26 protein-coding genes are annotated in these 22,148 nt (G+C 60.9%); 8 read left to right on the top strand and 18 right to left on the bottom strand.

The genetic code is table 11. The annotated features are described in order from the left end of the window. Positions 1–85 precede the first annotated feature (85 nt). Positions 86–976: a DMT family transporter gene (locus tag I6L38_RS08995; protein ID WP_216989579.1), complete on the bottom strand. Its 891-nt coding sequence runs from the start codon at positions 974–976 to the stop codon at positions 86–88. Positions 977–1,201: 225 nt separating this feature from the next. On the opposite strand from I6L38_RS08995, the gene I6L38_RS08990 reads away from it, so the two are divergent. Then, positions 1,202–1,789, top strand: a complete 588-nt coding sequence (locus tag I6L38_RS08990) for an FMN-dependent NADH-azoreductase (RefSeq protein ID WP_005301286.1) — start codon at positions 1,202–1,204, stop codon at positions 1,787–1,789. 96 nt (positions 1,790–1,885) lie between these two features. On the opposite strand, the gene I6L38_RS08985 is transcribed toward I6L38_RS08990, so the two are convergent. The 4 genes from I6L38_RS08985 to I6L38_RS08970 all read right to left on the bottom strand — a co-directional run bounded on the left by I6L38_RS08985 (position 1,886) and on the right by I6L38_RS08970 (position 4,268). Then, positions 1,886–2,065, bottom strand: a complete 180-nt coding sequence (locus tag I6L38_RS08985) for a hypothetical protein (protein WP_017779728.1) — start codon at positions 2,063–2,065, stop codon at positions 1,886–1,888. Between the two features lie 163 nt (positions 2,066–2,228). Further along, complete coding sequence (locus tag I6L38_RS08980) at positions 2,229–2,417, bottom strand: DUF4250 domain-containing protein (protein ID WP_017764386.1); 189 nt, start codon at positions 2,415–2,417, stop codon at positions 2,229–2,231. Further along, positions 2,414–2,884 carry a MarR family winged helix-turn-helix transcriptional regulator gene (locus I6L38_RS08975; RefSeq protein WP_005301279.1) on the bottom strand — a complete coding sequence of 157 codons (471 nt, stop codon included), beginning with the start codon at positions 2,882–2,884 and terminating at the stop codon, positions 2,414–2,416. The genes I6L38_RS08980 and I6L38_RS08975 overlap by 4 nt, the downstream gene beginning before the upstream one ends. 169 nt (positions 2,885–3,053) lie before the next feature. Continuing rightward, a complete protein-coding gene (locus tag I6L38_RS08970) occupies positions 3,054–4,268 on the bottom strand; it encodes a UPF0149 family protein (RefSeq protein ID WP_216989436.1) in 1,215 nt (404 codons plus the stop codon). A gap of 212 nt (positions 4,269–4,480) precedes the next feature. Between I6L38_RS08970 and I6L38_RS08965 the strand changes: the two genes are divergently transcribed. Together I6L38_RS08965 and I6L38_RS08960 are read left to right on the top strand one after the other, a co-directional pair. Continuing rightward, complete coding sequence (locus I6L38_RS08965) at positions 4,481–5,356, top strand: S1 RNA-binding domain-containing protein (RefSeq protein WP_232535700.1); 876 nt, start codon at positions 4,481–4,483, stop codon at positions 5,354–5,356. Further along, a complete protein-coding gene (locus tag I6L38_RS08960) occupies positions 5,357–5,668 on the top strand; it encodes a DUF1289 domain-containing protein (protein WP_216989434.1) in 312 nt (103 codons plus the stop codon). A gap of 43 nt (positions 5,669–5,711) precedes the next feature. Here the strand turns inward: I6L38_RS08960 and I6L38_RS08955 are convergent, their stop codons facing one another. Beyond that, positions 5,712–6,035, bottom strand: coding sequence for an HI1450 family dsDNA-mimic protein (locus I6L38_RS08955; protein WP_005301259.1), 324 nt, complete (start codon positions 6,033–6,035; stop codon positions 5,712–5,714). 145 nt (positions 6,036–6,180) lie between these two features. Between I6L38_RS08955 and I6L38_RS22715 the strand changes: the two genes are divergently transcribed. Continuing rightward, positions 6,181–6,315 carry a hypothetical protein gene (locus I6L38_RS22715; protein ID WP_017764392.1) on the top strand — a complete coding sequence of 45 codons (135 nt, stop codon included), beginning with the start codon at positions 6,181–6,183 and terminating at the stop codon, positions 6,313–6,315. Between the two features lie 23 nt (positions 6,316–6,338). On the opposite strand, the gene mtgA is transcribed toward I6L38_RS22715, so the two are convergent. The 5 genes from mtgA to minC all read right to left on the bottom strand — a co-directional run bounded on the left by mtgA (position 6,339) and on the right by minC (position 9,434). Further along, positions 6,339–7,046 carry a monofunctional biosynthetic peptidoglycan transglycosylase gene (mtgA, locus tag I6L38_RS08950; protein ID WP_010633878.1) on the bottom strand — a complete coding sequence of 236 codons (708 nt, stop codon included), beginning with the start codon at positions 7,044–7,046 and terminating at the stop codon, positions 6,339–6,341. A 53-nt stretch (positions 7,047–7,099) separates the two neighbouring features. Beyond that, a complete protein-coding gene (locus I6L38_RS08945; protein ID WP_005301255.1) occupies positions 7,100–7,426 on the bottom strand; it encodes an HI1450 family dsDNA-mimic protein in 327 nt (108 codons plus the stop codon). A gap of 197 nt (positions 7,427–7,623) precedes the next feature. Beyond that, positions 7,624–7,890: a cell division topological specificity factor MinE gene (gene minE, locus I6L38_RS08940; protein WP_005301252.1), complete on the bottom strand. Its 267-nt coding sequence runs from the start codon at positions 7,888–7,890 to the stop codon at positions 7,624–7,626. Positions 7,891–7,892: 2 nt separating this feature from the next. After that, complete coding sequence (gene minD / locus I6L38_RS08935) at positions 7,893–8,705, bottom strand: septum site-determining protein MinD (RefSeq protein ID WP_005301248.1); 813 nt, start codon at positions 8,703–8,705, stop codon at positions 7,893–7,895. 18 nt (positions 8,706–8,723) lie between these two features. Beyond that, positions 8,724–9,434 carry a septum site-determining protein MinC gene (gene minC / locus I6L38_RS08930; protein ID WP_216989433.1) on the bottom strand — a complete coding sequence of 237 codons (711 nt, stop codon included), beginning with the start codon at positions 9,432–9,434 and terminating at the stop codon, positions 8,724–8,726. 107 nt (positions 9,435–9,541) lie between these two features. Between minC and I6L38_RS08925 the strand changes: the two genes are divergently transcribed. Continuing rightward, the gene (locus tag I6L38_RS08925; protein WP_017782768.1) at positions 9,542–9,823 is read left to right on the top strand and encodes a YcgL domain-containing protein; all 282 of its coding nucleotides are present in this window, start codon (positions 9,542–9,544) and stop codon (positions 9,821–9,823) included. Next, a complete protein-coding gene (locus I6L38_RS08920) occupies positions 9,820–10,779 on the top strand; it encodes a lytic transglycosylase domain-containing protein (RefSeq protein WP_216989432.1) in 960 nt (319 codons plus the stop codon). Before I6L38_RS08925 ends, I6L38_RS08920 begins: the two co-directional genes overlap by 4 nt. 163 nt (positions 10,780–10,942) lie before the next feature. On the opposite strand, the gene I6L38_RS08915 is transcribed toward I6L38_RS08920, so the two are convergent. The 3 genes from I6L38_RS08915 to I6L38_RS08905 all read right to left on the bottom strand — a co-directional run bounded on the left by I6L38_RS08915 (position 10,943) and on the right by I6L38_RS08905 (position 14,461). Continuing rightward, entirely contained in the window at positions 10,943–12,313 is a 1,371-nt protein-coding gene (locus I6L38_RS08915; protein WP_005301233.1) for an L-serine ammonia-lyase, read from the bottom strand. A gap of 276 nt (positions 12,314–12,589) precedes the next feature. Continuing rightward, positions 12,590–13,972, bottom strand: coding sequence for an L-serine ammonia-lyase (locus tag I6L38_RS08910; protein WP_216989431.1), 1,383 nt, complete (start codon positions 13,970–13,972; stop codon positions 12,590–12,592). Between the two features lie 204 nt (positions 13,973–14,176). Then, the gene (locus I6L38_RS08905) at positions 14,177–14,461 is read right to left on the bottom strand and encodes a pyrimidine/purine nucleoside phosphorylase (RefSeq protein WP_010633884.1); all 285 of its coding nucleotides are present in this window, start codon (positions 14,459–14,461) and stop codon (positions 14,177–14,179) included. A 269-nt stretch (positions 14,462–14,730) separates the two neighbouring features. On the opposite strand from I6L38_RS08905, the gene I6L38_RS08900 reads away from it, so the two are divergent. After that, positions 14,731–15,969 (top strand): dicarboxylate/amino acid:cation symporter, encoded by a 1,239-nt coding sequence (locus I6L38_RS08900; RefSeq protein WP_005301229.1) that lies wholly within the window; start codon positions 14,731–14,733, stop codon positions 15,967–15,969. 56 nt (positions 15,970–16,025) lie between these two features. On the opposite strand, the gene I6L38_RS08895 is transcribed toward I6L38_RS08900, so the two are convergent. Then, positions 16,026–16,421, bottom strand: coding sequence for a MerR family DNA-binding transcriptional regulator (locus I6L38_RS08895; protein WP_005301228.1), 396 nt, complete (start codon positions 16,419–16,421; stop codon positions 16,026–16,028). 121 nt (positions 16,422–16,542) lie between these two features. On the opposite strand from I6L38_RS08895, the gene I6L38_RS08890 reads away from it, so the two are divergent. Further along, positions 16,543–17,706 carry an acetyl-CoA C-acyltransferase gene (locus I6L38_RS08890; RefSeq protein WP_216989430.1) on the top strand — a complete coding sequence of 388 codons (1,164 nt, stop codon included), beginning with the start codon at positions 16,543–16,545 and terminating at the stop codon, positions 17,704–17,706. Here I6L38_RS08890 and I6L38_RS08885 read toward each other — a convergent pair. The 3 genes from I6L38_RS08885 to I6L38_RS08875 all read right to left on the bottom strand — a co-directional run bounded on the left by I6L38_RS08885 (position 17,703) and on the right by I6L38_RS08875 (position 21,863). Then, the gene (locus tag I6L38_RS08885; protein WP_216989429.1) at positions 17,703–18,926 is read right to left on the bottom strand and encodes an EAL and HDOD domain-containing protein; all 1,224 of its coding nucleotides are present in this window, start codon (positions 18,924–18,926) and stop codon (positions 17,703–17,705) included. The two genes, I6L38_RS08890 and I6L38_RS08885, sit on opposite strands and share 4 nt — an antisense overlap. 128 nt (positions 18,927–19,054) lie before the next feature. Then, complete coding sequence (locus I6L38_RS08880; RefSeq protein WP_216989428.1) at positions 19,055–20,311, bottom strand: OmpP1/FadL family transporter; 1,257 nt, start codon at positions 20,309–20,311, stop codon at positions 19,055–19,057. 253 nt (positions 20,312–20,564) lie between these two features. Continuing rightward, positions 20,565–21,863, bottom strand: a complete 1,299-nt coding sequence (locus I6L38_RS08875; RefSeq protein ID WP_005301224.1) for an outer membrane protein transport protein — start codon at positions 21,861–21,863, stop codon at positions 20,565–20,567. Positions 21,864–22,148: the final 285 nt, after the last annotated feature.

Genomic DNA, 22,148 nt, shown 5'->3' with positions numbered 1-22,148 from the left:
GTGATCTCTCCTGATGTCGTGGGTGGTGATTGAGGGCCGCTATCGCACGAATAGCGGGCAAAAAAAGAGGCACGCATGGCGTACCTCAGGAAACGGATTTGTGGGCGCGCTGCTCCAGATGGGTGAGCAGGGTGATGGCGCCGATGATGATGGCGGCCCCGAGCCACAATCGGCCGGGCGGTGCCCAGCCAAACACCAGCCAGCCGGCCAGCACGTTCATGGGCAGCTTGGCAAAATCAAAAGGTTGCACGAACGAGGCCTCGGCCACGCTGTAGGCGCGGGCGATGGACATCTGGGCCAGCGCCGACAGCACGCCGGAGGCGGCCACCAGCAGCCACTGGGTTTCGCTCGGCCACTGCCACTCCGGCAGCGCCAGCATGGCGTTGAACGGGGTGCTGAAGATGAGCAGATAGACGACGATGGTGTGGGACGACTCGCTCGCCGCCTGATAGCGCACCAGCAAGGAGTAGCCGGCCCAGAACAGGGCCGCCGCCACCGGCAGCAACGAGGCCCAGCTGAAATCGTCGGTCCAGGGGGCCAGGATCAGCATGGCGCCGACAAAGCCGGCCAGGGTTGCCAGAATGCGGGCCCGGCTTACCTGCTCCTTGAGAAAGAGGGCCGACCCCAGGGTGGCGAACAGCGGAGAAGTCATCAGCAGCGCTATCCCCTGCCAGATGGGAACGGGGACCGCCAGCGCCCACAGCCAGAACTGGATGCCGACCACCGCGAGGGCAACCCGCAGCAGGTGCAGCCGCAGCTGGTTGGTCATCAGCGACTGGCGCTGGCCGTGGCGAATGAGCCAGGGCAGCAGACAGACCAGGGCAATCAGATATTGATGGAAAGCGACCTGGGTCGAGGGGAGGCCGAGCTTGAAGCTGACATACTGGCTCAGGCTGTTGACGGCGGCGAAGCAGAGGCCCGCTACCATCATCCAGACTGCACCGGCAAAGGGGGAGTGCCTGCGCGAGGGTGTCATGGGATCCGGGTCGCTGAAAAAAGTGCGGCGGATCATAACGGCAATCGTTTGTTCTGCCAAGCCTTGGCGGGGCGTGAGAGCGGCGGCTGGCGAGAGAATGCACTAGCATCAAAATTTTTGAATAAGTTGAGCATCTATTTTCGCTATCTGTATAGAAGCTCAATGTTTAGAGTGACCTCCATCGACAGCACCGCTGTTCAACCGACAACCTAATGGAGTTTCACCATGGCCAATATCCTCGTACTCAAGTCCAGCATCCTGGGCCAATATTCCCAATCCAACGCCCTGATCGACGGTTTCCTGGCCGACCATCAGTCCGACACCGTCACCGTGCGTGATCTGGCGGCCCTGAACCTGCCGGTACTGGATGGTGAGCTGGCGTCTGGCCTGCGCGGTGGTGAAAACCTCAACGAGCGTCAACTGGCCGTGCTGGCCCAGTCCGACGAGCTGATCGCAGAGCTCAAGGCGAGCGATTTGGTGGTGATTGCCGCCCCCATGTACAACTTCAACATCCCGACCCAGCTGAAGAACTGGATCGATCTGGTGGCCCGTGCCGGCGTGACCTTCCGTTACACCGAAACCGGTCCGGTCGGCCTGGTGGAAAACACCCGCGCCCTGGTGATCAGCCCCCGTGGCGGCATGCACGTCGGCAGCGCCACCGATCTGGTGACCCCCTACATGCGCACCGTGCTGGGCTTCATCGGCATCAAGGAGGTGGACTTCATCTACGCCGAAGGCATGGGCATGGGCCCGGATGCCCAGGCCAAGGGCATCGAGCAGGCCAAAGGCCAGCTGGAAACCCTGGCACTCTGATCAAGACGGCAATTTGCCAGACGTCAGAAAGCGACAACGCAGCCCTCGGGCTGCGTTGTCTGTTTTGGGGCCTTGTGGCGAATGGGGCCGGGCAGGTCAATCCCGCAGAAAGCGGCGACAGCCGCTGCCGACCATCAGGCAGACCACCACCAGGGAGCCCAGCAGCAGGGTGGTGAGCCACTGTTCGGCGCTGTCGGGCAGGCGGGGAGAGAGGAGGCTGATCATCAGCAAGGCACAGAGGGTGATCAGGCTGGCGGGACGGGTCAGAAACATCATGGGTCATCCTTGGCTACGGCTGGTGAAGGGAAGGCTAACCGCGGTCTGTGACAGCAAGATGTATCCATACCTCTTGCCGAAGGTCAGTTGACCGGGGTAGCCATCACCATAGCAGCTTTTGCCGCCGGAGCCAGCGGCATGGGCCGGGTTGTGATCCGGATCCCTATCTGAACTGCTTCTGATCTTCCTGATAGTGGAAATCGCCGCTGGCGAGCCGGGCGACCAGCGCCGCCTTGTCGAGATCCTGCGCCTTGCAGAGATCATCGAGATCATCGTAGCGATCACGCAGCTGCATGTTGACCAGGCTCAGCAGCATGTTGACGTCCATGGTGGCAAAGTTGTTGAGGTTCATGAGGGTCGCTCGTTATCCAGCAGGTGAAGTTGTTCGATGGCATCGCTGACGCTTTGCAGGTGCAGACGGATGGATTGGCGCGCCTCGGCCGGCAGGTAGTCGGTGAGGGTGTGCTGCCAGCTGCCCGCTTCGCTCTTGAGCTGCTGGAACAGGGTGAGCCCCGCCTGGGTGAAGGAGACCAGGCTGACCCGCTTGTCGTGCTCGCTGCTCTCGGTGAACAGGATCCCTTTTTCCACCAGCCGGTGAATTTCGCGGGAGATCCGCACCTTGTCCATCCCGCTCGCCTCCACCAGCTCTTTCTGGCTGATGGGGTAGTGGGGGCCGAGCACCATCATCAGGCGCCATTGAGGCACCGTCAGCTGATAGCGTTGCTGGTAAAACTGTTCGAAGGTATCGCGCACCATCTCGGCGGCGTGTACCAGCTGATAGGGGGGATAGTGGGCAAGCAGCTCTATGATCTTTGACATATGACATCCTGCTGTGACGGCTGCATCGGGTGCAGTTTCTCTTGATACTTTGACCTTGATGATACGTAACACAGGGCCGTTTGTCTGAACAAGTACCAGAGAAATGTGCGGTTGCGCACGTCATCCGCCGCAACCGGGTCTATTCGAAGCTGGTTTTACTGTCGCCGGCTCAGCCTTTGCGCAGCCAGAGCAGGGCGTTGTGCTTGAGCCAGGCCTCGCGGCTTTGCAGGGTGTAGAGCGCCGCTTCGTCACGGCTGCCCGTCTGCCAGCTGTGGGGCTCCTGTTTGGGCAGCTTGCGCTGGCCCAGCAGACAGGCCGGTACATGGGCGTTGGCCTTGACAGCGGCGGCCAGCAGCGGCTGCGCGGCATCGGCGCCAGCGCAGACGAACGTCATCAGCGCCTTGTTGTAGAGCAGCCAGCTGGAGGCTTCATCAAAGCGCACCAGCAGAGCCTGCAGGGCCGACCAGTCCCCTTGCAGGGCATAGAGGCTGGAGAGGGGATAACGGCAACCCAGTTCATCGGCCACGCACAGCTCGAGCAGGGCCAGATATTCGCTGCGCGCCTGTGCCAGCTGGCCGAGGCGCAGCAGGCAGTCGGCCCGCCCGGCGCGGGCGGCCAGCAGCGGGCGCGCTTCGTGGGTACTCCAGCCATGGCCGGCAATCTGCTGCCAGAAGGCGGCGTCAAACAGCGGTTCGGCGTCGGCGATCACCTTGTCAAACCAGCCGAGGCGGCTGTGCGGATCGCGGCTGGCATCGGCTAGTTCAAACCACTGCTGCCACTGCTCGGCCTGCTGGCTGTCCAGCGCCTGCTCCGTGCTCGGCACGGCCTGATACTCATCTAATTGCAGCAGCTGGTTGAGGGCGGTCTTCATGTTCTGGCGCTGACGCTTGCAGAACTCCATGAAGGGGAGGTCACTGCCGGCGGCCGCGTGCAGCATCTGCGCCATCGGCTTGTCGCGAAACAGGCTCAGCTCGGCGGCCAGGCTGAAACGGTACTGGGTGGTAGGATCGTTCAGATCCCTGGGCTTGGGCCAGGTGGCAAAGCCCTGGCTGAAGCCGTAACACCATTGACCGAGGGGGTGGCTCTGCTCGAACACCTGCTCCGGGCTCTCGGTGGAGAGGCGGCACTGGCTCGGCAGGGCGAGCTGGGCCTCATCGGCCTGGGCTTCCAGTTCGGCGATCAGGTGGCGCAGCGCCTCGGCGCTTTTTTCATCCAGCTCGGCGTCATGGGGCAACAGACCGGCCAGCGGGGCCTGCCAGTCAGGGGCATCCGGCCCGACCAGGCGAGCACACAAAAAGCCGTGCAGCGCCGGGTAGGTCATGTCCTGCCCACTGTGGGTCTGGATCCATTGATTGAGATGACGGGTACGAGTGGATGGATTCATCGACAGTTCCTCTGGATTTTGACAGCGGCGAAGTCTACCCAAAAGTGGGGTTATTTGCAGCAAAAGGGCGGCTGACTGGCGATTATATGGGCACGACCCGGCCAAAAGGCCCTGAAAATCACCCGCGAACAGGGCAAGGGACTAGGCCCTGTTACCGCTCTTGGGGTAACATGCGCGCCCATACAGGCAATGAAAAATTGGCCATCCGGACAATGAAAGAAGAGAACACCATGCTACAGATTGGCAAGATGAACACCCTTACCGTAGTCGAGCTCGAAGATCGGGGCGCCTGGCTGGCGGCTGGCGAAGAGTACGGCGAGCTGCTGCTGCCCAAGCGTCAACTGCCGGAAGGGGTGGCGGAAGGGGACGGCGTCAAGGTCTTCCTCTATCTGGATGCCGACTGCGAGCCGGTGATCACCACCGACAAGCCGTTTGCCATGGTGGACGACATCGTCGGCCTCAAGGTGGTCAATGCCAACAAGATTGGCGCCTTCCTCGACTGGGGCATGAAGAAGGATCTGTTCGTACCAAGCCGTGAGCAGAACAAGCCGATGCAGGTGGGCCATGTCTATCTGGTGAGGCTGATGCTCGATCACGAGGGGCGCATGGTGGGCACCAGCCGCCTCGAGCGGTTCCTGCGCACCGACAAGCCTCCCTTCAAGGCCGGTGACGAAGTGACTGCCCTGCCAGGTGAGCGCACACCGCTCGGCATCAAGGCCATCGTCAATGGCGAGTACTCCGGCATGCTGTTCAAGAACGAGGTGTTCGGCCGGGTGACCACGGGCCGTCCGCTGACCGCCTGGGTCAAGCAGGTGCGTGATGACGGCAAGCTGGATCTGACTCTGCAAAAGCCGGGTATGGCGCGGCTGGATGATGCCGGTGAGCAGATCCTGGCCCGCCTCAAGAAGCAGGGCGGCAGCCTGGCGGTGGGTGACAAGAGCGAACCCGAGCTCATCTACAAGCTGCTCGGCATGAGCAAGGGCACCTTCAAGAAGGCCATCGGCGGCCTCTACAAGCAGGGCAAGATTGTGCTCGAGGACAACTGCATCACGCTCGTGGTTGCCGATAACGCGCCGGATGGCGAATAAGTGCCGAGCCCCTGCATTGGCCATTGCCAGGCAAAGGACGGTCTCTGCCTTGGCTGTGGCCGTACCCTGACCGAGATTGGTCGCTGGTCCGCCATGGAGAGCGAGGCCCAGCTGGCGGTGATGGCGCAGCTGGATGGTACCACCAGCACCCATCACTGCCCCGGCTGCGGTGAACCGGCCTTTTGCGCCGTGTCGGCCGGTGCGACCATCGCTGAGTGCTGGTGCAGCCAGCTGCCGGCCCTGCCCATGGGGGAGGCCGATGCCTGCTGGTGTCGGCGCTGTCTGGCGAAGGCCATCGCGGCCCGGCCTTGAGCCATGATCACCGCAAAAGAAAAAGGCGCCGAGGGCGCCTTTTTCATGCCTGTTGCTGACGGTGCCAGCGCACGTGGACATCGTGCTCATTGCTATGACGGGGCAGCAGGAAGGTGGCAAAGATAACCTCAAACTCCTCCTGATGGTCCAGCAGACCCACCCACACTTCGACCCAGCGCTCCATGTCCACCGGCACACCGAGTTCGGTTGACCAGTCGGCATTGGGCAGGGTCGCCTCGACGGCGCCACGCTGTTCGAACTCCAGGGTGATGTCGACGATTTGTTCGGGGGCCAGCATGTCTGCGGCCTGCTCAAGAAACTGATCATAGGCCCATTCGACCAGCTGATCCGGGGTACGCTGTTCCATGAAATCACTCCAGATACATCGAGGTTCGCTACTGTAACAATTATTGGCGGTGGCGGCCAGACCAGTGGGAAGGGTGCGCCAGCGCCGGGCAAGGCTGACTGGAGTTGGGTATGGTTGAAGAGGGGCAGGGCAAGGGAGAGCGGGCATGAAACGGCGGACGAGACGGCAGCAGATCAAGCGGCGGCGGGAGACCTGGTGGTGGCACTACCTGCCGCTGCATCGGGGCACGGTGGGCGGGCACCTGGGGCCCTCCACCGACGAGGCCGGGCTCGCACCGTGAACAAGCCCGACACCCATCAGGCATCAGTCTGTCTGATGCACCTTGTTGAGGGTTACCTGCCCCAGCTGGCCCATCTGACGGCGGATCCAGGCCGAGCGCTGCTGGACGTAGGGCGAGGGGGGCTTGACCCGGTAGCGCCAGGGGTTGGGCAGGGCTGCCGCCAGCAGTGACGCCTCGTAGCGGGTGAGACGTATCGCTGGCTTGCCGAAGTAGTGTCTGGCCGCGGCCTCGGCGCCGTAGATGCCGGGCCCGAACTCCACGATATTCAGGTACACCTCGAGGATGCGGGACTTGTCCCAGCCCAGCTCCATCAGCAGGGTGAACCAGGCCTCGATCCCCTTGCGCAGGAAGCTGCGATCGCTCCACATGAAGAGGTTCTTGGCGGTCTGTTGGCTGAGGGTGCTGGCGCCGCGCACCCGCTCACTGTGCTGATTGTGCTTGAGTGCCGAGCTGATGGCATCCATGTCGAAGCCGTTGTGCTCGGCAAAGCGCTGATCTTCGGCGGCGATCACCGCCAACTGCAGCTCGCGGGAGATCTGCTCGAGCGGCACCCAGTCGTGCTTCACCTCGGCCACCTTGGCAGGGGGAAACAGCGCCCGCTCGATGCGCCAGGTCCACATGGGTGGATCGATGAAGCGCAGCAGCGCCACCGAGACGATGGTGCTGAGCAGGGCGGCCAGCAGCAGCTTGCCGAGCCAGTTCAGCAGACGTCGTGCCGGATTGGGCCGCACGGGCTCTGGCTCCGACTCCCAGACGTAATGACTCGGATCATCGGGATCCGGAATTATTGGGGCAGCCATTCGATGTGGCAGAACTTCTCGTCAACACGGCGGGAGAGCAGCATGCGGGCGAACAGGTGCTCGTACTCTTCCTGCTCGTTGCCAAGGCCGATCCAGATCTCGGCGTACTCGGCGTCGCTGACCTCGAAGCCAACGTCCGCTTCCCAGTCATCGGCCGGATCGGTTTCCGCCAGCAGGCCGCGGTCGTTGAACTCCTGATTGAAGCGGGCGATCTCCTGCTCCGGCAGGTTGTCGGAGGCCAGCTCCATGAAGAGTTCGAGGGCGGTGTCGAGCAGTTCCTCGACGCTGTGCATTTCGTCATTCAAAGACATAAGCGGTCTGTTCCAGCTGATAAATAAAGAAAAACACCGACGGCCCGGCCGCACGGTGGCGCGCCGTATTCTAGCCGTCCCCCACGGGCTTGGCGAGTGCAGAGCGCCCTTGACCCGGTTGCGGCAATAAAAAACCGGATCCTGGCAGCAGGATCCGGTCTTCATTGGGGGAAAGGGTCACGCATAGGGCGTCAGGCTCATCCCTTCTTGTCGTCGGCGAAGGTGATGTTGAGCTCGAGTACCGACAGCTCATCACTCTTCTTGTCGAGCTGGACCGTGATCTTGTCAGGGTCTATCTCCACATATTTGCGGATCACGTCGAGGATATCCTGCTTGAGCTGGGGCAGGTAATCCGGCCCCCCTCTGGATGAACGCTCGTGAGCCACGATGATCTGCAACCGCTCTTTGGCCAGTTGTGCGGTGCTCTGTTTCTTGTTGGAACGAAAATAATCCAATAATGACATGCTTAACTCCCGAACAGTCGGCTAAAGAAGCCCTTCTTCTCTTCTTCCAGAAAACGAAAATCCTTGGTGTCACCCAACAGGCGGGCAACGGCGTCCTCATAGGCCTGACCGGCATCGGACTCCTTGTCCAGGATGACAGGCTCGCCGGAGTTGGAGGCGCGCAGCACCGCCTGGGACTCCGGGATCACCCCGAGCAGTTTGATGGCCAGGATCTCCTGTACGTCCTGTACGCTCAGCATGTCGCCGCGGTTGACGCGGGTCGGGCAGTAGCGGGTCAGCAGCAGGTGCTCCTTGATGGGGTCTTCGCCACGCTCGGCGCGACGGGACTTGGAGGCCAGGATGCCGAGGATGCGATCCGAGTCACGCACGGAGGAGACTTCCGGGTTGGTGGTGACAATAGCTTCATCGGCGAAGTAGAGCGCCATCAGGGCGCCGGCTTCGATCCCCGCCGGGGAGTCGCAGACGATGTAGTCGAACTGCATCTCGCTCAGCTGGTCCAGGATCTTCTCGACCCCTTCGCGGGTGAGGGCATCCTTGTCCCGGGTCTGAGAGGCGGGCAGGATGAACAGGTTCTCGCAGCGCTTGTCCTTGATGAGGGCCTGGTTGAGGTTGGCCTCGCCATTGATGACGTTGACGAAGTCATACACCACGCGCCGCTCGCAGCCCATGATGAGGTCCAGGTTTCGCAGGCCAATGTCAAAATCGATGACCACTGTCTTGTGGCCACGCTGGGCTAAACCGGTACTCAGGGCCGCGCTGGTTGTGGTCTTGCCAACGCCACCTTTACCCGATGTAACGACTATGATTCGCGCCATTCTCGCTTCCTTGTAACTCTATTTGATACGGTCTATACGGAGTTGTTCGTTATCCAGCCGGACATGAACCGGCTGCTGGATGAGGCCGGCCGGCAATGCATCGCTGAGCTGGAAGGTGCCAGCGATGGAGAGCAGCTCGGCCTGCAGTTGCTGGCAATAAATCCGTGCCTGGGGGTTGCCCTTGGCGCCGGCAATGGCCCTGCCGCGCAGAGTGCCATAAATATGAATACTGTCGTCGGCGATGACTTCGGCGCCCGGGCTGACCGAGCCCAGCACCACCAGCGAGGTGCCGGCGGCATAGAGCTGCTGGCCGGAGCGAACCGGGCCCACATGCACCTTAGTCGCTATCACCGGTGCCGGCACGGGTTTCGCTTCTACGATGGGGGCCGGAGCCGGTTCTGGCTGGGGTTCGGCCTTGCGGCTCTTGCCGGAGGCCATCACCGCCAGCCCTGCCGCCTTGGCGGCCGTCTTCATCGCCTCGTTCTGGGCCCCTGTGATCCCGACCAGCACGAAGTCTTCCGATTCCACCAGCTCCTTGAGCTGTTCGAAGTCGGGGATCTCGGTGAGCCGTTCCACATTGATGACGAGGGGGGCACAATTAAAGAACTGGGGCGCCTGGGCCACTTTGGCCGCCAGCAACTGGCGGATCCGCTCAGGCTTGCCATCGCTGATATGCAACACAGAAATAGTGAAGGTGGTCCCTTTCAATTCGTTATCGCGCTCAACCATGAATCTTCCCCGAGACAGAGACGGTAATCCGTTATTGTTATTCAATTCCTGATGTTATAGTTTGCCATCCTCAGAGGCAATAAACCGGTTGGATTATATCAATTTCCATGTTGTGTGCAGTCTATAAAAGTCGCAAAAAAGCCGAGACCTATCTTTTTGTTGAAAGAAGAGAGGACTTTTCCCGCGTACCCGAGGTGCTGATGAGTACATTCGGCCGTCCCGAACTGGTATTGATGACCAAACTGGACCCAGCCAAGCCCTTGGGGATCGCCTCCACCAGCCGGGTGATGGAGGCGCTGCAGAGTCAGGGCTTCTATCTGCAGATGCCGCCTCCGCCGGAAAACCTGCTGGAGCAGCACAAGGCTCAAATGAAGGCCGAACGGAAATGAAGAGGCGGCTGGCACTGCTGTTGATGGGGGGATTGTCGAGCCATCCGCTGCAGGCCAGCCCCGATTTTGACCATTATGTGACGGGCCTCAAACAGGAGGCCCTGGCTGCCGGGATCCAGCCCGCGACCATTGCTGCCGCCTTCGCCGATATTCATCTGATCGAGGTCGCCATTCGGCACGATAAAAATCAGCCGGAATTTAAACAGACCCTCGCCACTTATATTTCCAACGCGGTGCCGCAGTGGAAAGTCAATCAAGCCAAACGCCTATATCGTCAGTATTTGCCGCTGCTCACAAAAATAGGGGCGGAATATGATGTGCAACCCCGCTTTATTGTCGCCCTGTGGGGCATTGAAACCAATTTCGGCAAATTGACCGGTAAATATCCGCTGGTCTCGTCGCTGGCGACCCTGGCCTGGGAGGGGCGCCGTGAGGCCTTCTTCAAGGGGCAGCTGTTCGATGCCCTGCGCATGCTGGAAGAGGAGCCGATCACCCCGGCCGAGCTCAAGGGCTCCTGGGCCGGCGCTATGGGACAGGTGCAGTTCATGCCCTCTTCCTACCGTCAATACGCGGTCGACCAGGACGGTGACGGCAAGAAGGATCTGTGGGGGACGCCGGCGGATGTGTTTGGTTCGGCAGCCAATTATCTGCGCCAGAACGGCTGGCACTGGGATGAAACCTGGGGGCGCCGGGTGAGGGTGCCCACCGGTCTGGATCCTGCGCTGGTCGGGCTTGAAGATACCCGAACGCTGTCGGCCTGGCAGGCCCTCGGGGTACGCAAGGCGGATGGCGGCGATTTGCCCGCGGTGAAGATGCAGGCCTCGCTGGTGCAGCCCGACGGGGCAGGGGGCGCTGCCTATCTCGCCTATCCCAATTATCGGGTACTGCGCGACTGGAATCGCTCCCACTATTTCGTGGTGGCGGTGGGGACCCTGGCCGATCGCCTGGTGGAATAAGGCCGAGGCGCTCTGGCGAGCCATCGCGGCCGGGCAGCAGGATGGTCCCGGAAATTAGCGAGCCAGCCCCAGGGAAATGGCGCCATGAAGAAGGTGATGAGCGGGAAATAATGGGCAATAAAAAAGGCGGGAATTCCCGCCTTTTGCATTTGCCGTTATCTGCTTAGTCGCAGGCAACCTGCATCACCTTGATGGCCAAGCCACCACGGGAGGTTTCACGGTACTTGGAGTCCATGTCCTTGCCGGTGATGTACATGGTCTCGATCACCTTGTCCAGCGAGACGCGCGGCTTGGAGGTGCGACGCAGCGCCATGCGGGAGGCATTGACCGCCTTCATGGCGGCGATGGCGTTGCGCTCGATGCAGGGCACCTGCACCTGACCGGCGACCGGGTCACAGGTCAGACCCAGGTTGTGCTCCATGCCGATCTCGGCGGCCTCACAGACGTGCTCCGGGCTGCCGCCCATCAGCTCGGTCAGGCCGGCGGCGGCCATGGAGCAGGAGACACCTACCTCACCCTGGCAGCCCACTTCGGCGCCGGAGATGGAGGCGTTCATCTTGTAGAGCATGCCGACGGCCGCCGCAGCCAGATAGAAGCGGGTGTAGTCGTCACGGCCAACCGGCTGGATGAACTTGTCGTAGTAGGCCAGCACGGCCGGGATGATGCCGGCGGCGCCGTTGGTCGGCGCGGTGACCACACGGCCACCGGCCGCGTTCTCTTCACTCACCGCCAGGGCAAACATGTTGACCCAGTCGACGATGTTCATCGGATCGTTGGAGAGGTTCTCGTTGGTGGTCAGCTGACGATAGAGCGGCGCGGCGCGGCGCGGTACGCGCAGCGGGCCGGAGAGGACGCCCTCGGTGCGGCAGCCGCGCTCGATCCCTTCACGCATGGTGGTCCAGATCTTGCCGAGCTTCTTGTAGATCTCTTCCGGGGTATTGAAGCACTTCTCGTTCTCCATCATCAGGGCGGAGATGGAGAGGCCGGTCTGGCTGCAGTGGGCGATGAGCTCGGCCGCGCTCTTGAACGGGTAGCTGACGGACATGTCGCCGCTGTCGCCCTTGCCGAAGTTCTCTTCGTCAACGATGAAACCACCGCCGATGGAGTAGTAGGTCTTGCTGTAGACGGCTTCGTCTTCGATGAAGGCGGTCAGTTTCATGCCGTTTTCGTGCAGCGGCAGGGCTTCGTCATGGAACACCATGGCGTCGCGCGGGAAGCTGACGGTATGGCAGTGCAGGCCGATGGGCAGACGACCGGTCTGTTCGACGCGGGAGATGAACTCGGGGATGCCGTCGATATCGACATTTTCCGGCAGATTGCCCGCCAGACCCATGATGATAGCGGTATCGGTGTGGTGACCTTTACCGGTCCAGGAGAGTGAGCCGTAGACATCGACCTGGATCCGGGTGATGTCACGGATCTTGCCGCCTGCACGCAGTTCATCCACGAACTGTTTGGCTGCCTTCATCGGGCCGACAGTGTGGGAAGAGGAGGGGCCAACACCGATTTTGAAGATATCAAAAACGCTGATCATGTAACAATTACCTCAGGATAGAAGGGGGCGCCATGCCCACTCGCAGAAACGGGGTGATCCATGGGACGAGGGCGTCGTCGCCGAGGTCAATGAACCAGATAACCACAGTGTAACGGCTCAAAGCCCAAAAAAAGTTGAAATAGATCTATTTTTGTTGAATCAGAGCGGCGAGTATAAAATTTATTTTGATGCTTATCCATTTTGTTAAGCGTTTGCCCATAAAAATACCCGACAATGCCGGGTATTTAGGAACCAAATGGAGCAAATTACCGATTTTTAACACTCGGTAATGTTAACCGCCAGGCCACCGCGGGCCGTTTCCTTGTATTTGGTCTTCATGTCGTTGCCGGTTTCCCACATGGTTTTGATCACCTTGTCCAGCGACACCTTGTGCTCGCCGGTGCCGCGCAGGGCGAGGCGGGCGGCGTTGATCGCCTTGACCGCCCCCATGGCATTGCGCTCGATGCAGGGTACCTGCACCTGGCCACCCACCGGATCACAGGTGAGACCCAGGTTGTGCTCCATGCCTATTTCGGCGGCGTTTTCGACAATCGCCGGGCTACCCCCCAGGATCTCGGTCAGCGCCCCCGCGGCCATGGAGCAGGCCACCCCCACTTCCCCCTGGCAGCCCACTTCCGCACCCGAGAGGGAGGCGTTCTTCTTGTAGAGGATGCCGATGGCGGCGGCGGTGAGGAAGTAGCTCAGCAGCAGCTCGTCATCCACTTTGCGCACGAAGCGATCGTAATAGTGCAGCACGGCGGGAATGATGCCGGCGGCACCGTTGGTGGGGGCGGTCACCACCCGGCCGCCGGCGGCGTTCTCCTCGTTGACGGCCAGCGCGAACAGATCCACCCACTCCATCACCATCAGCGGATCCTTGTTGAAGTTGGTCTCGCAGCTGAGCTGGCGATAGAGGGCCGGCGCCCGCCGTTTCACCTTGAGCCCGCCGGGCAACACCCCCTCGCTGCGACAGCCACGCTCGACGCAACCCTGCATCGCCTGCCAGATCTTGCGCAGGCCCGCCTTGATCTCGGCCTCCGTGCGAAACACCTTCTCGTTGGCCAACATCAGGCCGGAGATGGAGAGGCCGCTCTCCTGGCAGTGGGCCAGCAGCTGGGCGCCGCTCTCGAACGGGTAGGGAACGGGGTGGGCCGCATCGAAGCGGGCGGCCTCCTCCTTGGCGTTGGCGAAGTGGCTCTCCTCGATGATGAAGCCGCCGCCGATGGAGTAGTAGGTCTGCTCGAACAGCAGCTGTTCACCGGCGAAGGCGCGCAGGGTCATGCCGTTGGAGTGGGCGGGCAGGGTCTTGCGCCGGTTGAAGATGATGGCGCCGCTGCGGGCGAACTGGCTGGGCCGCTCCCCCGCCAGCCGCAGCGACTGGCTGCGCTCCACCTCGGCCAGGAAGGCGGGAATGGCCTCGATGTCCACCGACTCGGGTTCAAAACCGGCCAACCCCAGGATGATGGCCTTGCCGGTGCCATGGCCCTTGCCGGTCTGGCCGAGGGAGCCGTAGCACTCCACTTCTACCCGTTCGGTCCGGGGCAGCAGCCCCTGTTGCTTGAGTGCGATGACAAAGGCGTAAGAGGCGCGCATCGGCCCCACGGTATGAGAAGAAGAGGGACCGATCCCGATGGAAAACAGGTCGAAGACACTGATCATGACACCACTCCGATTATGGGTTTCGTCTAAATATTGTAAATTTTTTGTAGTCGATGGAAAGCGGGAAAACCGAGGGGTGTGATGGCGGCACGCAAATGGGGGTGGTTACGGCGAAGGGCAGCCGAGACGGGGAAGAGTACCAGATGAAAAAGAGCGGACTCGGGTCCGCTCTCTTATCCACTTGGGCTGCAGCTTGTCTGCGGCTTAGTCGAGGAACTCGCACAGATAGGCGGTGGGGGTCTTCACTTCCAGCTTGAAGGAGGAGTGGCCGGCCACGTCGAAGGATTGGCCCTGCTCATAGGTGTGCCACTCATCTTCATCGGCCAGCTGGATGGTAAGGGCACCCTTGACCACCGTCATCCGCTCGGGGGCGGCGGTATTGAACTGGTAGTGACCCGCTTCCATCACACCGACGGTTGCTTTGTCCCCTTTTTGCTCGAAACCGATGGATTTTACATTTCCGTCAAAATATTCGTTAACTTTCAGCATGTTTTCATCCCTGTATGCACGTTTGCCAAGCCAAAATAGCACAATGTTTTGTCAGTTGTCATGATGAAAGCGGGAAAAATCGCCGTGTTCCTTTTGAATCTTAACTTTATTGCAAACTTATCAATAACTCCCGTTAACGATTTGGCGATTTCAAACAGCCAATAAATATGAGATAAAGCGCGCGCTCAGGAGAATGGACAGCTGTTCTTCCCCTGTTTGGTTGATTGCACTGGGAAAGTGTAAATAATTGCTACATAAAGGAACATTCTGTGTTAACAAAAGGACTCATTAAGAACGTTGGCTTCCAGGTCGTGGTTGCCATGGTGCTGGGGGCACTGGTGGGGGCGTTCATGGGTGAACAAGCCACCGTGTTCGCACCGCTCGGTACGCTCTTTATCCAGCTCATCAAGATGCTGGTGATCCCGCTGGTGGCGGTGGCCATCCTGTCGGGGGCAGCCAATCTGGGGGCCAGCCCGGCAGCAGGCAAGATTGGCGTCACCACGCTGGCCTTCTTCCTCGGCACCTCGGCGCTGGCGGTGCTGCTGGCCCTGGTGATGGGGCAGATCTTCAAACCCGGGATCGGGGTCGAGTTCGGCTCCATGGCCTCCATGTTCTCCGGTGACTATTCCGACAAGGGCGCCCTGCCCGATGCGGTCGCCACCCTGCTCGGGATGATCCCGACCAACGTCTTCCAGTCGCTCAACGAAGCCAACATCCTGCAGATCCTGGTGTTCTGCATGTTCCTCGGCATCGCGCTGGCCAAGCAGCCCCGCGAGCGGGCCAAGCCGCTGGTCGATGGTTTGAACACCCTGGTGGATGCCTTCGTCTGGATGATCAACAAGGTGATGCTGATTGCGCCGCTCGGCGTGTTCGGCCTGATGGCCGACGCCATCGGCACCTACGGCTTCGACGTGCTGACCCTGGTGATCAAGCTGTTCGTGGTCTATCTGGCCGCCATCCTGATCTTCGGCTTCGTGGTCTATCCGCTGCTGGTCATGATCTTCTCCAACACCCCGGTGCGCAAGTACCTGTCTGCCATGAAGAAGCCGCAGATCGTCGCCTTCTCCACCGCCTCTTCCATGGCGACCCTGCCGGTCAACATGGAGACCTGCGAGAAAGAGCTGAAGGTGAGCAATGCCACGGCCTCCTTCGTGCTGCCGCTGGGTGCCACCATCAACATGAGCGGCAACGCCATCTATTACGGTCTGGTCGCCATCTTCTTCGCCCAGGTCTATCAGATCGATCTCTCCATGGGTGCCTGGGCTGCCATCATAGTGACCGCCACCCTGGGGGCCATCGGTCAGGCCGGTGTACCTGGCCCGAGCTTCCTGGTGGTCGCCGTGCTGCTGGCCGCCGGGATCCCCATCGAGGGACTGCCGCTGTTGTTTGCGCTGGATCGTCTGTTCGACATGATCCGTACCGCCCTCAACATCACCGGCGATGCGGCCTGTGCCGTCATCGTCGACCGCTACAGCCCGGATTACGACCCGGATCGCTGGAACAAATAATCCAGTTGCAATGAAAAGGGGCCCGCGGGCCCCTTTTTTATGCTTGTCTGTTTGCCTCAGCCGAGCTGCTCCAGCGCCTGCTGGCAGCGCTGCTCGGCGGCGTCCAGCTCCAGCAGCACCATCTTGATGTCTTCCAGCTGCTGCTGCAGGGTATCCCGCTTGTCGGCCACCAGTCCCAGCATGGTCTGCAGCTGGGTACGGCTGCTCTTGTCCGCATCGTAGAGATCGAACAGATCGCGGATGTCCGCCAGGCTGAACCCCAGTCGCTTGCCGCGCAGGGTGAGCTTGAGCCGCACTCTGTCCTGACGGCTGTAGATCCGGGTCTGCCCCTGACGAGCAGGATTCAAAAGTCCCTGATCTTCATAAAAACGAATACTTCGGGTCGTAACATCAAATTCACGGGCCAGTTCGCTGATGCTGTAGGTCCGTTTGTCATCCTTGGTTCGGTTCATGGCGCTATCTTGACTGTCAATCCTGGCTGGCACCTTACCCAAACGTCAACTGCCCCGCAAGTCTTGTTCCCGAGACGGCGGCGGCATATGTTAGCTCAATGTAACAAGGAGAGTGCAATTGATGGATATCGTGATTGTTGCGGCCAAACGTACCCCCATGGGGGCCTTTCAAGGGGCCCTGGCCAACCTGAGCGCACCCGAACTGGGTGCCTGTGCCATCACCGCAGCCATGGCGCAGGCCGGGCTCAAGGGGGAGCAGATCGATGAGGCTTATCTTGGCAACGTGCTGAGTGCCGGGGTCGGCCAGGCGCCCGCCCGTCAGGCGGTGTTGAAGGCGGGCCTGCCGGACAGCATCCCCTGCACCACGGTCAACAAGGTGTGCGGTTCCGGCATGAAGGCGGTGATGCTGGCGGCCGATGGGTTGCGACTCGGTGACACGAACGTGGTGATCGCCGGCGGGATGGAGAGCATGAGCCGTGCCCCTTATCTGCTCGACAAGGCGCGCAGCGGTTTTCGGATGGGGCACCAGAGCGTGCTCGATCACATGTTCCTCGACGGGCTGCAGGATGCCTACGAAGGTCAACTGATGGGCCATTATGCCCAGTTGAGCGCCGATCGCGCCGGGCTGACCCGCTCCGACATGGATGCCTTTGCCATCACCTCGCTGGAGCGGGCACTGGCGGCCCAGCGCAGCGGTGCCTTTGCAGCGGAGCTGGCGCCGGTCAAGGCCGCAGAGACCCTGCTGCTGGCCGAGGATGAGCAGCCTGGCAAGGCGCGCCCCGAGAAGATCCCCCAGCTCAAGCCGGCTTTCAGCAAGACGGGCACCATCACGGCGGCCAATGCCAGCTCCATCTCGGACGGGGCGGCGGCGCTGATCCTGATGCGGGCCGACACCGCCGCGCAGCTCGGCGTGCCCGTGCTGGCACGGCTGGTGGGTTATCAGAGCCACGCGGCCCTGCCTGCCGAGTTTACCAGCGCGCCCATCGGTGCCATCGAGGGCTTGTTGGCCAAGGTGGGCTGGCAGGTGGACGAAGTGGACCTGTTCGAAGTCAACGAGGCATTCGCCATGGTGAGCATGCTGGCCATGGCGGGTTGCAAGCTGCCCCATGACAAGGTGAACGTGAACGGCGGCGCCTGTGCCCTCGGTCATCCGCTGGGGGCAAGTGGCGCCAGGATCCTGGTGACCCTGATCCACGCCTTGCGCGAACGTGGCCTCAAGCGCGGGATCGCCAGTCTGTGCATCGGGGGCGGGGAGGCGACCGCAGTCGCCATCGAGCTGGGTTAATCTGTCTCCGCCATCGCCTGGAGTTGCTGGTTGACCCAGGCGGTGGCGGTCAGATAGAGCTGACTGACCTTCTCTTCATTGAGCCCGAGCCGGGCCGTTCTGGTGGTGATCCGCTGCCAGTTCGCATTCTCGTAATCTTCGCAAAACGACAGGTAGAACCCCAGGTTGCCCTTGCGCTCGAGCAGGGCGACCCGGATCTCCTCGATCAGCGGAATGGTGCCGAGCAGCTTGTCCATCGGCTGCTCCATCAAGACGTCGAGCAGGGAGAAGAGGCCGGTGATGAAGGCCTGCTGAGCCTCTTGGGTCGGCGCATGGGTATGGGCCAGCAGCTCGCAGAAACGGGCCCGGATCATCGACATCTGATAGAGCTCGGCGCTCTTGCCCTGGCCGGCACTGGTGGCGGCCACCAGGGTCACGAAGCGCTTGAGCTGGGTGTGGCCGAGATAGACCGCCGCCTGGCGAAAGGAGGAGATGGGGTTGGCGTGGCTCTTGAGATGGTTGACGTAACGCAGCAGCTTGAGTGACAGGGAGATGTCCTGACTCAGCAACTGCTCGATGCGGTTGAGATCCGGCTCGGCCTGGTTGACCACGTTGAGCAACTGCATCACCACCACCTGGGCTGGCTCCATGGTGGCCTGCTTGACCATTTCGGGGCGGCTGAAGAAGAAGCCCTGGAACAGGTCGATACCGAGCCGCTTGGCCCGCTCGAACTCCGCCTTGTCTTCCACCTTCTCGGCCAGATAGGTGAGCTTGAGCTGTTGATGCTGCTGGATGAACACCTTGATCCGCAACAGGGAGGTGGTGCGCAGGTCGAACTTGATGATGTGGATATAGGGGAGGAAGCGCTCCCAGTCCGGCGACAGGGTGAAGTCATCGAGTGCCAGCTGATAGCCCAGCTCGTGCAACTGCTTCACCTTGGCCAGCAGGGCGTCGTCAGGCGTGGCGTCTTCCAGGATCTCGATCACCACCTTCTCCGGCGGCAGGCATTCGGCCAGCCCTTCCAGCAACAGGGAGTGGGGGAAGTTGATGAAGCAGGGGCGACCGCCGAGCAGCTGATCGATGTTCTGTTGCAGGAACTGTTCGGCCACCAGCCTGGCCGTGGCCTGCTGGGAGGAGATGGGAGGAAACACGTTATCCAGACTGTCGCGAAACAGCAGCTCATAGGCGTGGGTCTTCAACTCCCGATCCAGGATGGGCTGCCTTGCTACGTAGGAATACATGCATCTCTCCAGCGGGTGTACTGGATTGATTTTATTGTGAAGCAGAGCACTATGCCAGCGCGTGAAGGCCAGAAACGGTCAATAACTGGCATAGTGCTTGAATAGACGGGCCCAGGAGGCCCGCCGGATCAGAACAGGTAGTTGAGCTGCATGCCGGCCAGCCAGGCGTCCCCTTCCGAGGTGCCCTGGAAGGTGGAGGTAGTCTGCGGGATGCCGGGTTTGAGCTGCATGGTTTCGCTCACGTCCACCTTCTTGCCGTCGATCAGGGTGACCCCCAGATCCAGCGAGAGGTTGCGATCGAACTGATAACCCACCCCGGCGCTGTACCAGACCCGATCCGAGTCTGGGATGGAGATGGTGCGGCGATCTGCCGGCACCGGGCTGCGGTCGTAGGCAAGGCCCGAGCGCAGTGTCCATTGCGGCGCCAGCTGGTAGGTCAGACCCAGCGCATAGCGCCAGCTGTCATTCCAGTGTTCGTCCTTGATGTGCATGACGCCGTGGTGGTCGAGCTCGGACTCCAGCTGCACGAACTTGCTCCAGTTGGTCCAGTTGATGCTCGAGTGCAGTGCCAGCGCCGGCGTCAGCTGATGAAAAAGGGCCAGCTCGGCGGTGGCGGGCAGCGGCAGATCCAGGCTGCCGGTATCGGTGAAGGGCTGACCGTTCTGATCGATGCCGATGGCGTCGCCCGAGAGCTTCAGGGTCACGTCGTGACGGTAGGAGAGGCCGATGCGGGTCGCGTCCGACAGCTCCAGCAGGGTGCCCAGGTTCCAGCCCATGGCCCAGCCATCCCCTTTCAGGTGCTTGGCGATCTGGTTGTTGGAGGGGAAGGTGCCACCCACTTCTCCTTCGCCCTGAATGGCGGAGAGGCCGGCCCCGACGGACCAGACGCGGTTGACGCGATAGGCCAGCGAGGCGCCCAGATCCACGGTCTTGATGTCGGAGACGTTGCCGAAGTGGCCGGCATTGTAGTTGTCCGGCATCTTGACGCCGAGCCCGTAATAGGAGGTGGCGGCCAGCCCCAGGCGCCACTGATCGTTGAGCGGCACTATCAGGTAGGCGTTGGGCACCCAGGCATCATCGGCGATGTCGTGGGCCGCCGCATCCAGGTCGACCGGCCCTCTGGCGGTCGGCACCCGGGTGGTGCCCTCGATGTTGACATCGGGGTGCACATAGATGAAGCCACCGGAGAAGGCCATGGTATCGAAACGGGTCATGGCGGCGGCATTGCGAGAGAGCACGCTGGCATTGTCGGCGATGGCGGCTTCGCCCGCGAAGGCGCGGCCCATGCCGGTGGCGGATTGCTCGGCCAGCTGGAAACCTGCCGCCTGGGCCTGGCTCGACAGCACCAGCAGGGCGATGAGAGACGGCTTCATGATGGAGTGCATTGCATTGTCCTTGAAAGTGAACCTTGGGTTCGAACGTTTTTCTGATTGGATGCAGGATTTTATATGGTACGACCAGTAAGGCAACGGGCGCGGAGGCAGGCGGTTCAAAACGGGATTAAATGCTGAAGGATGTGCTGCTAACAGCTTGATAAAAAAAGAAAAGCGTACAGTTGTTTACTACAGATGTACGCTGAAACAGGCATTTCGCATAAAAAAAGAGCGCCCATAGGCGCTCTGGTCAATTCGCTGATGATCAGAATTTCATGTTGAACTGAGCGGAAGCGAGGAAGGCGTTGCCGTGGGAGGTGCCTTTCCAGCGCAGGGCTTCGTTGCTTTCAACCAGCTTCTCGTTGACGTCCACTTTCTTGCCGTCCAGATAGGCCATGCCGAAATCGACGCTCATGTCCTTGTCGATGTGGTAGGTGGCACCGGCGCTATACCATACGCGGTCGGAGTCCGGGATGCTCAGGCTGCGGTATTCCGGCTCGATCGGGGTGTTGTCGTAGGCAAAGCCGATACGCGCTTCCCAGGACGGGTTGACGTACCAGGTACCGCCCAGAGAGTAACGGGTGGAGTCCTTGAACTTCTCCGGCTTGTAGAGGCAGACACCGGCACCGTCGGTGCTGTTGCACTGACCGCTGGTGGCCTTCAGCTCCTGGAAGGCGCTCCAGTCAGTCCAGTTGACGGAGTAGTGCACCGCAAACTGCTGGTTCAGACGGTGGTAACCGGCGAACTCGGCCTGAGCCGGCAGATCCAGCGGCAGCTCGCCACCGACGGTCTTGAAGCCGGAAGAGGTACCCTGGTAGTCACCCTTGAACTTCAGATCCACCTGGGAGCGGTAGGTCAGGGCGAAGCGGTTGTTTTCGTTGACTTCGAACATGGTGCCCACGTTCCAGCCGTAACCCCAGTCGTCACCCTTCAGGTGGCTGACGATGGTGTCCTTGCCGACACCCGGTACGCTGCTCAGCGGCGGCACGGCGGCCAGCACGCCGGCACGGCGGTTCAGTTCAGCCTTGGCATAGACCAGGTTCACACCGGCACCGAAAGTGAAGTGCTGGTTGACGCGGTAGGCGATGTTCGGGTTGATGTTGAAGGTCAGCAATTCGGTGTTGCCGGCAATGGAGCCACCGTTGAAGTTCTCGGTGTACTCGGTTGACAGACCGTAGTTGGAGAACAGGCCGATGCCCCAGGCCCACTGATCGTTCAGCGGCTGGATGAAGTAGGTGGCGGGAACGAAGGCGCTCGGTGCGATGCCGCTCTCGCTGGCGCCGGCCATCTTGGCGGAACCTGCATAGATGTCACCATTTACATCCACGTCCGGCTTGATGTAGGTGCCGGATACGGAGAACGCCATCTTGTCAAACTGGGTCATGGCTGCCGGGTTGCGGGACAACACGGAGGCGTTGTCTGCCACGGCGGCTTCCCCGGCGTACGCACGGCCCAGACCGGAGGCTGAGTGTTCGTTCAGCTGAAACGCGGCGGCGAAGGTTTGGGTACTGGCCAGAGTGACGGCGGCAGCGATCAGGCTCTTTTTGAAAAAGGCAGTTGTCATAGTGTTCTCTCTTGTAGGCAGATTTTCTGTCAGCATCGGGGCTTTTTTGCCTCCGTATGTGACAAGATCTGTTGTTATTTCAGCTTCTTCCCATTCAATTCTGGCGTGATTCTATGGATCTGGTAGGAGGTAAGAAATCAGACCAGTGACAGCAGAATACATAAAAGTTTCTGGAGTGTTAATCATTTGTTTGAATGTGCCGCATAAATAGTCTCTTTTACCATTTATTGGATAAAAAACACGCACATAGGGCGATCTGCATCACAAAAATATTTTTCGGCACTT

It is taken from the genome of Aeromonas sp. FDAARGOS 1408 (assembly GCF_019048665.1).
In the GTDB taxonomy this organism is placed as follows: domain Bacteria; phylum Pseudomonadota; class Gammaproteobacteria; order Enterobacterales; family Aeromonadaceae; genus Aeromonas; species Aeromonas dhakensis.
Note: the sequence above shows the minus strand (reverse complement) of the source record. Positions and strands in the feature narration are given on the sequence as shown.

What these genes read in the sequence shown, in the direction of transcription:
- I6L38_RS08995 (WP_216989579.1), bottom strand. Translation starts at nt 976, where the DNA reads ATGACACCCTCGCGCAGGCACTCCCCCTTTGCCGGTGCAGTCTGGATG.
- I6L38_RS08990 (WP_005301286.1), top strand. Translation starts at nt 1,202, where the DNA reads ATGGCCAATATCCTCGTACTCAAGTCCAGCATCCTGGGCCAATATTCC.
- I6L38_RS08985 (WP_017779728.1), bottom strand. Translation starts at nt 2,065, where the DNA reads ATGATGTTTCTGACCCGTCCCGCCAGCCTGATCACCCTCTGTGCCTTG.
- I6L38_RS08980 (WP_017764386.1), bottom strand. Translation starts at nt 2,417, where the DNA reads ATGAACCTCAACAACTTTGCCACCATGGACGTCAACATGCTGCTGAGC.
- I6L38_RS08975 (WP_005301279.1), bottom strand. Translation starts at nt 2,884, where the DNA reads ATGTCAAAGATCATAGAGCTGCTTGCCCACTATCCCCCCTATCAGCTG.
- I6L38_RS08970 (WP_216989436.1), bottom strand. Translation starts at nt 4,268, where the DNA reads ATGAATCCATCCACTCGTACCCGTCATCTCAATCAATGGATCCAGACC.
- I6L38_RS08965 (WP_232535700.1), top strand. Translation starts at nt 4,481, where the DNA reads ATGAAAGAAGAGAACACCATGCTACAGATTGGCAAGATGAACACCCTT.
- I6L38_RS08955 (WP_005301259.1), bottom strand. Translation starts at nt 6,035, where the DNA reads ATGGAACAGCGTACCCCGGATCAGCTGGTCGAATGGGCCTATGATCAG.
- I6L38_RS22715 (WP_017764392.1), top strand. Translation starts at nt 6,181, where the DNA reads ATGAAACGGCGGACGAGACGGCAGCAGATCAAGCGGCGGCGGGAGACC.
- I6L38_RS08945 (WP_005301255.1), bottom strand. Translation starts at nt 7,426, where the DNA reads ATGTCTTTGAATGACGAAATGCACAGCGTCGAGGAACTGCTCGACACC.
- minE (WP_005301252.1), bottom strand. Translation starts at nt 7,890, where the DNA reads ATGTCATTATTGGATTATTTTCGTTCCAACAAGAAACAGAGCACCGCA.
- minD (WP_005301248.1), bottom strand. Translation starts at nt 8,705, where the DNA reads ATGGCGCGAATCATAGTCGTTACATCGGGTAAAGGTGGCGTTGGCAAG.
- minC (WP_216989433.1), bottom strand. Translation starts at nt 9,434, where the DNA reads ATGGTTGAGCGCGATAACGAATTGAAAGGGACCACCTTCACTATTTCT.
- I6L38_RS08925 (WP_017782768.1), top strand. Translation starts at nt 9,542, where the DNA reads ATGTTGTGTGCAGTCTATAAAAGTCGCAAAAAAGCCGAGACCTATCTT.
- I6L38_RS08920 (WP_216989432.1), top strand. Translation starts at nt 9,820, where the DNA reads ATGAAGAGGCGGCTGGCACTGCTGTTGATGGGGGGATTGTCGAGCCAT.
- I6L38_RS08915 (WP_005301233.1), bottom strand. Translation starts at nt 12,313, where the DNA reads ATGATCAGCGTTTTTGATATCTTCAAAATCGGTGTTGGCCCCTCCTCT.
- I6L38_RS08910 (WP_216989431.1), bottom strand. Translation starts at nt 13,972, where the DNA reads ATGATCAGTGTCTTCGACCTGTTTTCCATCGGGATCGGTCCCTCTTCT.
- I6L38_RS08905 (WP_010633884.1), bottom strand. Translation starts at nt 14,461, where the DNA reads ATGCTGAAAGTTAACGAATATTTTGACGGAAATGTAAAATCCATCGGT.
- I6L38_RS08895 (WP_005301228.1), bottom strand. Translation starts at nt 16,421, where the DNA reads ATGAACCGAACCAAGGATGACAAACGGACCTACAGCATCAGCGAACTG.
- I6L38_RS08890 (WP_216989430.1), top strand. Translation starts at nt 16,543, where the DNA reads ATGGATATCGTGATTGTTGCGGCCAAACGTACCCCCATGGGGGCCTTT.
- I6L38_RS08885 (WP_216989429.1), bottom strand. Translation starts at nt 18,926, where the DNA reads ATGTATTCCTACGTAGCAAGGCAGCCCATCCTGGATCGGGAGTTGAAG.
- I6L38_RS08880 (WP_216989428.1), bottom strand. Translation starts at nt 20,311, where the DNA reads ATGCACTCCATCATGAAGCCGTCTCTCATCGCCCTGCTGGTGCTGTCG.
- I6L38_RS08875 (WP_005301224.1), bottom strand. Translation starts at nt 21,863, where the DNA reads ATGACAACTGCCTTTTTCAAAAAGAGCCTGATCGCTGCCGCCGTCACT.